Raw genomic sequence first — 12,819 nt, 5'->3', positions numbered from 1 at the left:
GGGCATCTCACGTGGCTTGAGGGCAAAGAAAAACAACACTCATGGCCCCAGCATAGCGAAGTGGCGCCCTATTCGGCACCCTTGGGAACGCTGCTACATGAAGAAACGCTGCCAGGCCAGCAACCCCCAGGTGATCCCGGGAATCAACAAGGCCAGCATTACCGCCGCCGAGCCGATGTCCTTGGCACGCCCAGAGAGCTCATGATGCTCGGAACCGATTCGGTCGACTACGTTCTCGATGGCACTGTTGAGTAGTTCGACGATCAGCACCAGCAGGCAGCTCCCGATCAGCAGGATCCATTCCACCGGGCTCCGGCCAAGCCAGATGGCGATGGGCAACAGTAGCAGGAAAACGCCGACTTCCTGACGAAACGCCGACTCGTTGCGGTAGGCCGCTCGCAGGCCCTTGAATGAGTAATGTGCCGCATACACCAGATGACGCCATCCGGTATGACCAGGTTTCATCGCATAGCCCTTATCGGTTGCCGGCTTTGCCAGGCGGTGACGTGTAGCGGGATGTTAGCAAAAAGTGTTGAACGGCTGGCATGTTAGCGCATCGTCGCGTTGGCGGTACTGCAGTGGCAGGGCTAGGGTATCAGGATGTTCTGCTTTGAGGAGTTCGCCATGCCCCGTGCTCTCATGCTCCACGAGGAAGCGCCACGCTGCCGCGTCATCGATCTTGCCTCCACCGACCTTCCGCACCGAGCGGTGAGTGTCGACATCGACTATTCCGATCTCAACTACAAGGATGCGCTGGCCGTCACCGGTAAGGGCAAGATCGTGCGTGACTATCCCTTCGTGCCGGGCATCGACTTCGCCGGTACCGTGCGGGAATCGCATCATGAGCAGTACGCTCCCGGCGACAGAGTCATCCTGACCGGTTGGGGCGTCGGTGAGCGCTACTGGGGCGGTTACGCCGAGACCATGAACGTCGATGCGGAATGGCTGGTGCCCTGTCCCCAGCCACTATCGATGCGCAAGGCCATGCTGCTGGGCACTGCCGGCCTGACCGCCATGCTTTGTGTGCTGCGCCTGGAAGCAGCCGGCTTGCCCGCCGGATCCGCGGTGCTGGTGACCGGCGCCACTGGCGGCGTGGGCAGTTGGGCGGTATCGATCCTGCATCACTTGGGTTACGAGGTGCACGCGGTGACCGGCAAGATCGAGCAGCACGACTGGCTCGAGCGTCTGGGCGCTCGGCAAGTCCTCGACCGCAGCGAGTTCGAAGGCCAGCCTCGCCCGCTAGAGAAGGGCCGCTGGATCGGTGCCATCGACAGCGTGGGCGGGCTTACCCTGGCCAATGTCCTGGCACGAATGGAATATCACGGCCTCGTCGCCGCGGTGGGACTCGCTGGCGGCACCGACCTGCCGACCACAGTGATGCCCTTCATCCTGCGTGGCGTCTCGCTGCTTGGCACCGATAGCGTGATGATTCCCTTCGAGCATCGCCGGGCCGCCTGGCATCGCCTCTCCGCCCTGCCCAATGGCCTGTTCGAGCGCATGGCTGTCGATGAAATCGGCCTCGACAGGATCGAGGAACGAGCCGAGGCGATGCTCGCCGGCAAGGTACATGGCCGAGTGCTGATCAACCCCAAGCGTTGACCTCAACGAGAGAGGATCATCTCCTCGAGATCCGAGGCCAGCGGATCCAGCACTTGCGACCAGCTCAGGTAGGGAGTATTGGCAGTACCGTTGACCAACACCGTGAACACCCCCCAACGGCCGCTTTGGGTGCGAAAGTAACCACCGACGGAGCGTACCGAAATCGGTTGGTTGAGTGTCCCGGTCTTGAGCATCACATGATCCTGGAAGATGTCGCCACCACGGCGGATGAAGCGCATCACTCCATTGACCGGTGACTGGAGGCCAGCGACGAAGCTGGGAAACAGTGACGGTCGACGATACATGTATTCCAGCAGGGCATTGACGCCTAGTGCGGAGGTGCGGTTCTCGGTGGTCAGGCCACTACCGCTGAGCAGACGCAAAGGGCCGTGGCCCGGCAACTCCTGGGCGAACCGCTCCAGTGCTGCACCGGCGTCGGCCAGGGAGGCGCGCGGCGTCTCCACCAGGTTGAGGCTCAAGATATCGGCCATGAAGTTGTTGGAATAATTGAGCGTACGCAGCAGCAGTTCTTGCAGTGGCTTGCCATCCACCGCGGCCAGTTGGCGGGCATTGGGGGGTGGTGCGGTAGCACTGGTGGCATAGCCGCCATCGACGGTGATTCCCGCCTGTTCGAGCAGTGCCAGCAAGGTCTGGGCACTCTGGACCGCTGGGTCGGAGCTCGAGCGGTAGACCGAGCGCGGCAGGTCGTCCACGGCGATCCGGCCGCGAATTACCATGGTATCGCCATTGTTTCCAGTGACCCGTTCGGCATCGAGTTCGGTGGTCTTGTCGGCGGCCACGGTGGAGACCTGATTGTCGACGTCGGTGGTAGGCTCCACGGTATCGCAGCTCGACAGCCGCGCCGGGGAGCCCGGCTGGGGGCCAGGTGCCACCTTCATGCACCAGCTCCCGAAGTTGACCCCCGCCGAGGACAGCAATGCGCTATAGGTATTCGCCGACCGGTCCCGTGACTGACAGCGATCCTTGGTAATGCACTCCACCGGACCGAAGCGCCATTGGCTGACCACCAACTGGCCATTGATCCCCCGCACACCACGCTGGCGCAGTTCCTGAACCAGCCGCCACAGATCTTCCGACACCAATGCCGGGTCGCCGCCCCCTTCCATCACCAGGTCGCCCTGCAGGATGCCATCAGCATCGATATCGCCAATCGAGACCAGCCGCGTGGTGAAGGTATGCTGCGGCCCCCAGCGCTGCAGTGCCGCTGCCGACACATACAGCTTGGACACCGACGCCGGTGACAACTGGCGCTCCGCGCCGATCTCTCCCAGCACCTCGCCGTCATCCAGCAGGCGTGCCTGGGCGCCGATCGCGAAGCCCTCTTCGGCAAGCCGGGAAAGATGGGAAAAGCCCGCACCCAACGCGGTAAGTGGCAACAGGCAGAGCAAAAAGGGCAACACTAGACGCAACATGCAAAATCCCACGATTATCGTCGTATTGAAGACAAAAATACGCCGCACCAGGCCCATCGTGTCTGAAAAGCCAGACAAGGGCTTAGTGAGCGGAAACCTTGGAAAACACCTGAATGACCACCACGCCGCCGATTATCATCGCCAGCCCCAGAACGGCGGGCAAATCCGGCGTCTCGCCATAGATCAGAATGCCGATCAGGGTGATCAGCACGATACCGAGCCCTGCCCAGAAGGCATAGGCGATACCCACCGGCAGCGTGCGCAGGGCTAGCGTCAGCATATAGAACGCAATGGCATACCCCACCACCACCAGCACGCTGGGCCATAGGCGGGTGAACTCGTTGGACGCCTTGAGAGCGCTGGTGGCGATGACCTCGGCGACAATCGCCAGTCCCAGGTAGATATAAACCATGATCGGATCCTTCGACCGTCAAAGGGCGGGCGGCAAACCGGGAGCGTAAGGCAAGATGGCCCGACAACGCCAGAGCGTTTGGCCGCTGAGATGGTACTTGCGCTCGAATGGCGTCAGGTACTCGTCCTCGGGGACATAGCGTTCAACCACCGTCTCGATACCCGTGGCCTGGCTCAGCGCCAGACAGAACTCTTCGACGTACAGCCGCCAGTTGGAGCGCAACTCAAGCCTGCCACCCAGCGCAAGGATGACCGGGAAGACCGGGTGACCATGCCAGCGCATCTTGAGATGCGCCGCCTTTGGATAAGGGTTGGGATAGAGCAGGAAGTGTCGCTCGGGCCGCCAGCCGGCTGCCAGCGCCAGGCGCCAGAAGTCTACCAGATCGGCACGTACCAGCAGGGCATTGTCGGGCAAGTTGCCATGCTCGCGAGACAACCGATCGGCACTGCGATCGACCCCGATCACCGCATGACCGGGATATTGCCGGGCCAGGGCGCGGGTCGATAGACCCACCCCGCAACCGGCATCCAGGATCAAGGGCAGGCGGCGCTTGCCGAGCCAATCCCCGGCGAGCTCGAAGGCCTCGTGGGTATGCTCGGCCACCGGCTTGCGCAACGGATACCGCAGTGCACGGCTGACACGCTGAGCCAAGTGCTCGTGGGGGCCAGTCTGGTTGGTGGTTATAGGACGGGAAGCGACATGCATGAGCGTCAATAACGGGCAAAAATGGGCTTGTGACGCTGTCATGTTACCAGGCCCCGTAAAGTCCAGCAGAATAATAAAGGGAGTGAAAAAACGGCGCATCCCCTTAAGAGATGCGCCAACAACAACTCATATGACTCAAACAGCCGCTTCATGATACCGCTGTCATTCGCCGGTATCAAACACTCGTTTTACACTAAGTTTCCCTATTTCGGCGGCTATCGTTTAGCCGGCCCGCATGACGCCATGGCGACGCCGGTGCTATCATCGCGTCACCCAATCGACAATATGACTCGTCAACAGCACAACGAGGAACGCGGCTTGTCACAGTTACCGGTGATTGTCGGCATGGGCGGAGTCAATGCCGCCGGCAGAACCTCGGGCCATCAGGCGTATCGTCGTACGGTACTCGATGCCCTGCACAAGGACGACCAGACCCGTACCCTGATCGGGCTGGCGGCGATGATGCGCCTGGTTATCCATCATGACGATGGCCAATGGCGCGACGCCAACGGGGAGGTTCTCGACGCTGCGGAGCTCGCTACCCGTTATCGCCAGCAAGTCCTCGACCACTCCCTGATCCGTCGTATCGAGGATCCGCGCTTCAATGCCGACGGCATCCCCGCCAACCGTCAGGCGCTATTGTCGTTCGATTCACCGCACACCTTTCAAGTGCGGCGCCGCCAGTTGCCCGACGACTTGCCCGAGACCTGGCAGGTCCGCGAACTCGACCGACATACGCTGGAAGTGACCGTACCCGCGGGCCCGTTCGAGGTCATGTTGCCCGAACGCCGTCCCGCTTTGGTGCGTGCCGCCGGTCAGCTACCCAGTGGTTTCGAGCCCAGCCGCTTCTATCGCAGCGTGCATCATCCACGCGGGTTGTCGATGGCGATCTTCGGTGCCTCCGACTGCCTGGGCCAGAGCGGCCTGGAGTGGGAGACCCTGCGCGACCGTCTCGACCCGGACGCCATCGCCGTCTACGCGGGCAACTCCATCGGTCAGCTCGACGACGAGGGGTGGGGTGGCCTGCTCAAGAGCTTCGTTTCGGGGCAGCGCGCCACTTCCAAGCAGATGCCGTTAGGCTACAGCCAGATGCCGGCCGACTTCCTCAACGCCTATGTGCTTGGCAGTGTTGGCGCCACCGGTGCCATCCAAGGCGCTTGCGCAACCTTTCTCTATAACCTGCGCCTGGGCATCGAAGACATCGCCAGCGGTCGCCGCCGCGTGGTCATGGTGGGCACCTCGGATGCGCCGATCACTCCAGAGATCATCGAAGGCTTCCGGGCCATGGGCGCGTTGGCCGATGACGAGAGCCTCAAGGCGCTGGATGCCCTCGCACTGTTGACCGATGCCGACTATCAGCGTGCGTGTCGCCCCTTTGCTCGAAACTGTGGCTTCACCATCGCCGAGGCCAGCCAGTTCCTGTTGTTGATGGACGATGCCCTGGCACTGGAAACCGGCGCCCAGATCCTCGGCGCCGTCCCCGGCGTTTTCACCAACGCCGATGGTTGGAAACGCTCGATCTCGGCCCCGGGTATCGGCAACTACATCACCTTGGGCAAGGCTGCGGCGCTGGCACGCGAGATGCTTGGCGCCGAGGCGCTCAGGAAACGTACCTTCCTGCATGCCCATGGCACCAGCACGCCCAAGAACCGGGTGACGGAATCACATGTCTTCGACCTGATCGCTCGCGCTCACGGCATCGAGTCATGGCCGGTAGTGGCGGTCAAAGCCTTCGTCGGTCACTCCCAAGGCAGCGCCGCCGGAGACCAGTTGGCCAGCGCCCTGGGCAGCTTCGCCCATGGCCTGTTGCCGGGCATCCCTACCCTGGACGCGGTTGCCGAGGATGTATATGCCGAGCGCCTGCGGTTCTCGCGCACACCCATGGCCTTCGACGCCGATGCCGCCTTCATCAACGCCAAAGGCTTCGGTGGCAACAATGCCACTGGCTTGGTGCTGTCGCCGGATGTCACCGAGCGGCTGCTGGTCAAGCGCCATGGCCAAGCCGCCATCGATGCCTGGAAGGGCCGTCGGGAAGCGATCCTCGATGCCGCTGGAGCCTATGAACGCCGGGCCGACGAAGGGCATTTCCAGGCACTCTATCGCTTCGGCGAAGGCGTGCTGGAAGGGCCCGAACTCGAGGTCAGCGCCGAGCGCATCCAAATCCCCGGCTATGCTCAACCAGTATCGCTGTCCGTCGACAACCCCTTCGGTTCCGTCAAAGAGTGACGATACACAGGAAGCTCCATGAATATCGTGGTCTATCCCGGCACCTTCGACCCCATCACCAACGGCCACTATGACCTGATCGAGCGCGCCACGCGGATGTTCGACAAGGTCGTGGTGGCGATCGCCGCCAGCCCCGGCAAGCAGCCGGCACTGGATCTCGACACGCGGGTGGCGCTGGCGCGCGAGGTCGTAGCCCCTCTGGATAATGTCGAAGTCACCGGGTTCTCGTGTCTGCTCATCGAACTGCTGGAACAGCAGGGAGCACGCATCATCCTGCGTGGCTTGCGCGCGGTTTCCGACTTCGAGTACGAATTGCAGCTCGCCAACATGAACCGTGCCCAGGCGCCGCATGTCGAGAGCGTATTCCTGACCCCTGCGCTCGAGAACTCCTATATTTCTTCCACCATCGTGCGCGAGATCGCCCGCCTGGGGGGTGACGTCTCACAGCACGTGCATCCCAAGGTCGTCGAAGCGCTCGACAGGCATTACAATACCTGAGTGCTACGCTAAAGTATTAGAGGCTCAGGAAGCATTGAGGTAGCCTTATGGCCCTGATGATCACCGACGAGTGCATCAACTGCGACGTCTGCGAACCCGAATGCCCCAACGGTGCCATTTCACCCGGGGAAGAGATCTATGTCATCGATCCCAACCTGTGCACCGAGTGCGTCGGTCACTACGACGAGCCCCAGTGCCAGCAGGTCTGTCCGGTGGACTGCATCCCGCTCGACCCCGGCCACCGCGAGACCCACGACGAGCTGATGGAAAAATACCGCATCATCACCGCCGCCTGAGCCACGCCGAACCCGGTACCCACTGAACGCCCCGCCGGACGCGGGGCGTTTCGCGTTCTCCCGGCCTCGACAAGGATATCCCCGATGCCCGCCCCATCTTCGTCTTCCTCCCATCACCGCATCTGGTTGTTGGCCTGGCCGATCATCCTGTCGAACATCACCGTGCCACTACTAGGGCTGGTCGATACCGCGGTGGTCGGCCATCTGCCGGACTCGCGCTACCTGGCGGCGGTGACGCTGGGGGCGACGCTGTTCAGCTTTCTCTACTGGGGCTTCGGCTTCCTGCGCATGGGCACCACCGGCCTGACCTCCCAGGCGGTGGGCCGCGAAAACGATACCGAGATACGCAACCTGCTCGGTCAATCGTTGCTGCTGGCCTTGGTCATCGGCTTACTGCTGATCGTGTTTTCCCGGCCGTTGATCACATTCGGTCTGTGGCTGCTCGACGGCAGTGAAATTGCCACCGCACTGGCTGCCGAGTACGCCCAGATACGCATCCTCTCGGCGCCGGCGGTGCTGGCCAACTACGCCATCCTCGGCTGGTTTCTCGGCCAGCAGAATTCGCGAGTGACGCTAGCCATCCTGGTGCTGACCAATGGCGTGAATATCGTGCTCGATCTGGTGTTCGTGATCGGCCTGGGCATGACCAGCGATGGCGTGGCCTGGGCCTCGATGATCGCCGACTACACCGCCCTGGGCTTCGGGTTGTGGCTGGTCACTCGTCAGCTTCAACTGCTGCAAGGCCGCTTCCTTCGTGAACGGATCCTCCGGTTCGCCGCCTACGGCGAATTGTGGCAGGTCAACGCTCATTTGTTCGTGCGCACCATGGGATTGCTGTTCGCCATGGCCTTCTTCACCGCTCAAGGGGCCAGCTTGGGCGATACCGTGCTGGCCGCCAATGCCGTACTACTGCAGTTCATCATGCTGACGTCCTATGGCCTGGACGGCTTCGCGCATGCCGCCGAAGCCCTGACCGGGCGCGCCGTGGGCGGGCGTCGCTGGGACGAGTTTAGACAGGTGGTGCGCGCCGCGACCCGTTTCTCGCTGCTGACCGCTGGTGGCGCCGCACTCGTCTTCGCCTTGGGCGGCAACGCGCTGATCGCGCTATTGACCGACCTGCCCGAGGTACGCGCTATCGCTGCCGACTACCTGGCCTGGATGGTAGCCATGCCGCTGGTTGCCGTCTGGAGCTATCTGCTGGATGGGGTGTTCATCGGCGCCACCGCAACCCGCGAGATGCGCAACAGTATCTTCGCAGGACTGGCGGTCTATCTGCCGGTCTGGTGGCTGACCCTACCACTGGCCAATCATGGCCTTTGGCTGGCCTTTACCACCTTCACACTGGTGCGCTCGATGACCCTGGCCGGCTATTATCTGCACTTCCGCCGCACACGCTGGGTGACGAGGCATAGCGTTGACCGATGCTGAGCGTGCAAGGCATGGTTATGGCGCCAGGTTGGAACTCTCTAAATCAATAAAAGCGATAATACCATGCTCAAGTTCCTGTCCCGGCCCGCCGTTAGGCTGGTCGAGCGGTACCTTCCCGATCCCTATATCTTTGTATTGCTGCTGACCATCGTCGCCGCTGCTGCCGCCATTGCCGTGGAACGTCAGAACCCCTTGGCGGTGATGCGTTACTGGGGCGATGGGTTCTGGAGCCTGCTAACGTTCTCCATGCAGATGCTGCTGGTGCTGGTTACGGGCTTCATGCTAGCCAATACTCCACCCGTGAAGCGCTTGCTGCAGCGTTTGGCTTCACTGGCCAAGAACGCCGGTGGCGCCATCGTGCTGGTAACCCTGGTATCACTGGTGGCCAGTTGGATCAACTGGGGGTTTGGGCTGGTGGTCGGTGCCTTGTTTGCCAAGGAGTTGGCTCGTCAGATTCGCGTCGACTATCGGCTGCTGATCGCAAGCGCCTATTCAGGGTTCATCGTGTGGCATGGCGGCCTGGCAGGCTCCATCCCGCTGACCATTGCCACCGATGGCCATTTCACCGTCGACAGAATCGGCGTCATTGGCACCGGCTCCACCATTTTCTCATTCTTCAACCTGGCCATCGTGGCATGCCTGTTCATCGTCGTTCCGCTGGTCAACCGCCTGATGCTGCCCGATGAGCAGGAGAGCGTGCATGTCGATCCGGCATTGCTCGACGATGCACCGAAACCGTTCGGGCATACCTCGCGACCCGCCGAATATCTGGAGAACAGTTATATCCTGGCCTGGCTGGTCGGTATCCCCGGTTTGCTGTTCCTGCTCGATCACTTCCTGCTACGCGGTGGTGGCTTGAACCTCAACATCGTCAACTTCCTGTTCCTGTCCCTGGCTATCGTCCTGCACCGTACGCCCCGTCGGCTTCTGGACAGCCTGCACGAGGCGATCAAGGGAGGCGCCGGCATCGTCATCCAATTTCCCTTCTACGCCGGCATCATGGCGATCATGGTTGAATCGGGGCTGGCCGAGACGTTGTCGAAGGGCCTCATCTCCTTCGCCACCTCCGAGACACTACCCTTCTGGTCGTTCCTCAGTGCCGGGGTGGTCAACATGTTCGTCCCTTCCGGAGGCGGCCAGTGGGCGGTTCAAGCGCCCGTCATGCTGCCCGCCGCCGAAGCGCTGGGCACCGACATCACTCGTGTGGCCATGGCCGTGGCCTGGGGCGATGCCTGGACCAACCTGCTGCAGCCTTTCTGGGCGTTACCGGTACTGGCCATCGCCGGTCTCAAGGCCAAGGACATCATGGGCTTCTGCCTGATCCAGCTTTTCATTACCGGCGCGATCATCTCCTTGGGCCTAACCTATTTTTGAAGGTCGGAGATAGACCCGGAATGTCGCCCCGAGCCATGCATGGCCCGGGGCGACGCGTTATGCTGGATATAGATTTCCCACTTCAGGAGCACGCCAGTCGTGACCTACGATGACCTCCCCCGCCAGCACGAGCTCACCATGACCGTGCTGATGACCCCCGACATGGCCAACTTCAGTGGCAAGGTCCATGGTGGCGCCATTCTCAAGAAGCTCGACGAAGTCGCCTATGCCTGTGCCAGCCGCTACTCGGGCAGCTACGTGGTAACGCTTTCGGTGGACCAGGTACTCTTCAAGCAGCCGATCCATGTCGGCGAACTGGTGACATTCCTGGCCTCGGTCAACCATGTGGGCCGTTCTTCGATGGAAATCGGCATCAAGGTCGTCGCCGAGAACATTCAGGAGAAGGTGATCCGGCATACCAACAGTTGCTACCTGACCATGGTCGCCGTGGATCCCGACGGCAGACCAGCCGAGGTTCCGCCGCTGCGCCTGGAGACCCCCTTGCAGAAATTGCGCTTCGAGAAGGCGGCATTGCGCAAGAAGCTGCGCAAGCAGGCCGAGGAAGAGGCGCGACGCACCCATGAAGATCACTATGCCGAACAACCTATCGGCCAAGCCTAGGGCTTGTCTGAAAAGGCGCCGAGCGACAACCAGACTAGGCAAAAATCAGCGAAAAACGGACCGGGCTCGCGCACGAGTTTACGTGGTTGTAAATGAGCATTTTAAGCTGATTTTTAACGCCGTATGGTCGAGCGCAGGCAGTTTTCAGACAAGGCCTATGAGTAACCGGGCCGAGCCATGCAGCGCCTGACTCTGGCTCAGCGCCCAACGCGGCGACTTGCCAAGGAACATTTCAGGCTCGAGGAGATCGCCCCGCCGCGGGCTGACGACGCTTTTTTGCTGCTGCGGACCTGCTTCATGAGCGTCGACCCCTACATGCGCACGCGTATGCAACCGGAAGGCTATGATTATCTTCCCCATTGGCAAGCGGGCAGCTTGCTCTCTGGCTATGCCATAGCCAAGGTGGAAGAAAGCCGGCTGCCAGGCTGGTCGCGCGGTGACTGGGCGGTGGGCCATCTGCCGATGCAGGAGTGGGTCGCACACGAGGGAGATGGCCTGCGTCATGCCCCGCCGGGTGCTCCACCCCTGTCCTGGCTGCATCCACTTGGCATGACCGGCTTTACCGCGTGGCTGGGCATGCGATTGCTCGGCAAGCCAGGCCCCGCGGATAGCGTTCTGGTAGGCGCCGCCGCCGGTGCAGTGGGTTCGATTGCCGCGCAGCTCGCTCGCGAGGCCGGTGCACGGCTGATCGTCACTGCCGGACGCAAGGATAAACGCGACTGGCTACGCGGCATCGGCTTCGAGTGCGTGCTCGATCACCGTGCGCCCGATTTCGACGCGCAGTTGCAACGCGCCGCCCCCGAGGGACTGACCCTGGATTTCGAGACCATCGGCGGGACCAGCTTCGCTGCGGCCATTGAAGCCATGCGACCGGGGGGACGCGTCATCGTCTGCGGGCTGATCAGCCAATACCAACAGGAGACCCCGCGTCGTGCACCGCCCAATCTGAATCGGCTCGGAGAACGCGGCGTGGCGGTGATTCCCTTCGTGGCGCCGCATTATGAAGCACATTTCGAGACCTTCCTGGAAGAGATGACACCTCGGGTAACGAGCGGCCGACTTCATTGGCGGCTGGACATGGTGCAGGGGGGCCTTGCGGCAGTGCCCGGCGCCCTGGTCGGGTTGTTCGACGGCGACAATCTGGGCAAGCGGATCATCGCTCTCTAGGCTGGAAAGAGAGTCGGCACAAGGAGGCGCCATGCCATCATCGCTCTCTCGCCCGCTAAACTTGGTTCGGGAACGCGCCCACCTGGTTTGGGACCTGCTGATCATCGCGCTAGTGATCGCCAACCTGGCGCTGTTGCTGTTCGACAGTCTGTTTCTGTTGCCTCCACTGAATGCAGCATTCCAGGCCATGGCGCCGTACTTGCACGATACCTACGACCGATATGTGCATGCCAACTTCGTTGCCATCGACCTGGCGTTCGTGGCGGTATTCATCCTCGACGTGCTGCTGGGCTGGGCGGTCGCCATTGCCGAGCGCCGCTATCACCGCTGGTTCTTCTACCCTTTCGTGTACTGGTACGACGTGCTGGGCTGCATTCCGGTAGGCGGCTTCCGGCTGCTACGTATCCTGCGTGTCGTGTCGCTGCTGCATCGCCTGCAACGCCTGGGCTTGATCGACGTCCGTCGCTGGTGGCTCTATGCCGTGTATGCCAAGTATTATGACATTCTCTTAGAGGAGCTCTCGGACCGCATCGCCTTGCGCCTGCTGAGCAATGCCCAGGACCAGATTCGTGCCAGCGAGTCGTTACCCCAGCGCCTCGCTGATGACGTGATCATGCCGCGCAAGCAGCAGTTGATCCATGAAGTCACTCGCCGCCTGGAAGACATGGCGGGCACCGCCTATGCCCATAACCGTGCCGACCTGATGCGCTACGTCAGCGCCCTGGTAGGCCGTACCCTGGCAGAGAGCCGCGAGATTCAACGTCTCAAGCGCCTGCCCCTGGGCAGCCAACTCGCCAACGCCCTGGACTCCTCGCTCAGCGATATTGCCTGTCGCCTGGTCCATGAAGCCGCGGAGGGACTGCGCTCACCCGAGTTCAGCGCCTTGCTGGAACGCCTAGCCGACAGCGGGTTCGATGCTTGGCTGCACGTCGATCCGCACACCGACCAGATCACTGAACAGGTATTGCTCGATATGCTCGAGATGCTCAAGGAACAGATCGCCGTCAAGCAATGGCGCAACAAATACGACTGATGACTACCGGCGGAGAAACGGGCATTT

13 protein-coding genes are annotated in these 12,819 nt (G+C 61.8%); 9 read left to right on the top strand and 4 right to left on the bottom strand.

Annotation, left to right across the window (positions count from 1 at the left end; genetic code table 11):
• Nucleotides 1–93 precede the first annotated feature (93 nt).
• On the bottom strand, nt 94–465 hold the full coding sequence (locus IE093_RS14535) for a diacylglycerol kinase (protein ID WP_189470408.1): 372 nt from the start codon (nt 463–465) through the stop codon (nt 94–96).
• A 159-nt stretch (nt 466–624) separates the two neighbouring features.
• On the opposite strand from IE093_RS14535, the gene IE093_RS14530 reads away from it, so the two are divergent.
• The gene (locus IE093_RS14530; protein WP_189470407.1) at nt 625–1,599 is read left to right on the top strand and encodes an MDR family oxidoreductase; all 975 of its coding nucleotides are present in this window, start codon (nt 625–627) and stop codon (nt 1,597–1,599) included.
• A gap of 2 nt (nt 1,600–1,601) precedes the next feature.
• On the opposite strand, the gene dacB is transcribed toward IE093_RS14530, so the two are convergent.
• The 3 genes from dacB to trmB all read right to left on the bottom strand — a co-directional run bounded on the left by dacB (nt 1,602) and on the right by trmB (nt 4,149).
• Nucleotides 1,602–3,032: a D-alanyl-D-alanine carboxypeptidase/D-alanyl-D-alanine endopeptidase gene (dacB, locus tag IE093_RS14525; protein ID WP_189470406.1), complete on the bottom strand. Its 1,431-nt coding sequence runs from the start codon at nt 3,030–3,032 to the stop codon at nt 1,602–1,604.
• Between the two features lie 82 nt (nt 3,033–3,114).
• A complete protein-coding gene (locus IE093_RS14520) occupies nt 3,115–3,447 on the bottom strand; it encodes a DMT family transporter (protein WP_189470472.1) in 333 nt (110 codons plus the stop codon).
• 15 nt (nt 3,448–3,462) lie between these two features.
• On the bottom strand, nt 3,463–4,149 hold the full coding sequence (gene trmB, locus IE093_RS14515) for a tRNA (guanine(46)-N(7))-methyltransferase TrmB (RefSeq protein WP_189470471.1): 687 nt from the start codon (nt 4,147–4,149) through the stop codon (nt 3,463–3,465).
• A 345-nt stretch (nt 4,150–4,494) separates the two neighbouring features.
• Here trmB and IE093_RS14510 point away from each other — a divergent pair, with 345 nt between their 5' ends.
• The 8 genes from IE093_RS14510 (at nt 4,495) to IE093_RS14475 (ending at nt 12,792) form a co-directional block, all read left to right on the top strand.
• The gene (locus IE093_RS14510) at nt 4,495–6,375 is read left to right on the top strand and encodes a beta-ketoacyl synthase (protein ID WP_189470469.1); all 1,881 of its coding nucleotides are present in this window, start codon (nt 4,495–4,497) and stop codon (nt 6,373–6,375) included.
• An 18-nt stretch (nt 6,376–6,393) separates the two neighbouring features.
• Complete coding sequence (gene coaD, locus IE093_RS14505) at nt 6,394–6,873, top strand: pantetheine-phosphate adenylyltransferase (protein ID WP_189470405.1); 480 nt, start codon at nt 6,394–6,396, stop codon at nt 6,871–6,873.
• Between the two features lie 47 nt (nt 6,874–6,920).
• Complete coding sequence (locus IE093_RS14500) at nt 6,921–7,169, top strand: YfhL family 4Fe-4S dicluster ferredoxin (protein WP_189470403.1); 249 nt, start codon at nt 6,921–6,923, stop codon at nt 7,167–7,169.
• 84 nt (nt 7,170–7,253) lie between these two features.
• Nucleotides 7,254–8,597 carry an MATE family efflux transporter gene (locus IE093_RS14495; RefSeq protein WP_189470401.1) on the top strand — a complete coding sequence of 448 codons (1,344 nt, stop codon included), beginning with the start codon at nt 7,254–7,256 and terminating at the stop codon, nt 8,595–8,597.
• A 63-nt stretch (nt 8,598–8,660) separates the two neighbouring features.
• Nucleotides 8,661–9,971, top strand: a complete 1,311-nt coding sequence (locus IE093_RS14490; RefSeq protein ID WP_189470399.1) for a short-chain fatty acid transporter — start codon at nt 8,661–8,663, stop codon at nt 9,969–9,971.
• Between the two features lie 138 nt (nt 9,972–10,109).
• Entirely contained in the window at nt 10,110–10,592 is a 483-nt protein-coding gene (locus IE093_RS14485; protein WP_189470467.1) for an acyl-CoA thioesterase, read from the top strand.
• A gap of 177 nt (nt 10,593–10,769) precedes the next feature.
• Nucleotides 10,770–11,759: an MDR family NADP-dependent oxidoreductase gene (locus IE093_RS14480; protein WP_189470398.1), complete on the top strand. Its 990-nt coding sequence runs from the start codon at nt 10,770–10,772 to the stop codon at nt 11,757–11,759.
• Nucleotides 11,760–11,790: 31 nt separating this feature from the next.
• The gene (locus IE093_RS14475) at nt 11,791–12,792 is read left to right on the top strand and encodes an ion transporter (RefSeq protein ID WP_189470396.1); all 1,002 of its coding nucleotides are present in this window, start codon (nt 11,791–11,793) and stop codon (nt 12,790–12,792) included.
• Nucleotides 12,793–12,819 lie beyond the last annotated feature (27 nt).

Source organism: Litchfieldella qijiaojingensis, assembly GCF_014651875.1.
Taxonomy (GTDB): Bacteria; Pseudomonadota; Gammaproteobacteria; order Pseudomonadales; family Halomonadaceae; genus Litchfieldella; species Litchfieldella qijiaojingensis.
The sequence above is the reverse complement of the archived record's forward strand: the minus strand, read 5'-3'. Positions and strand labels throughout refer to the sequence as shown.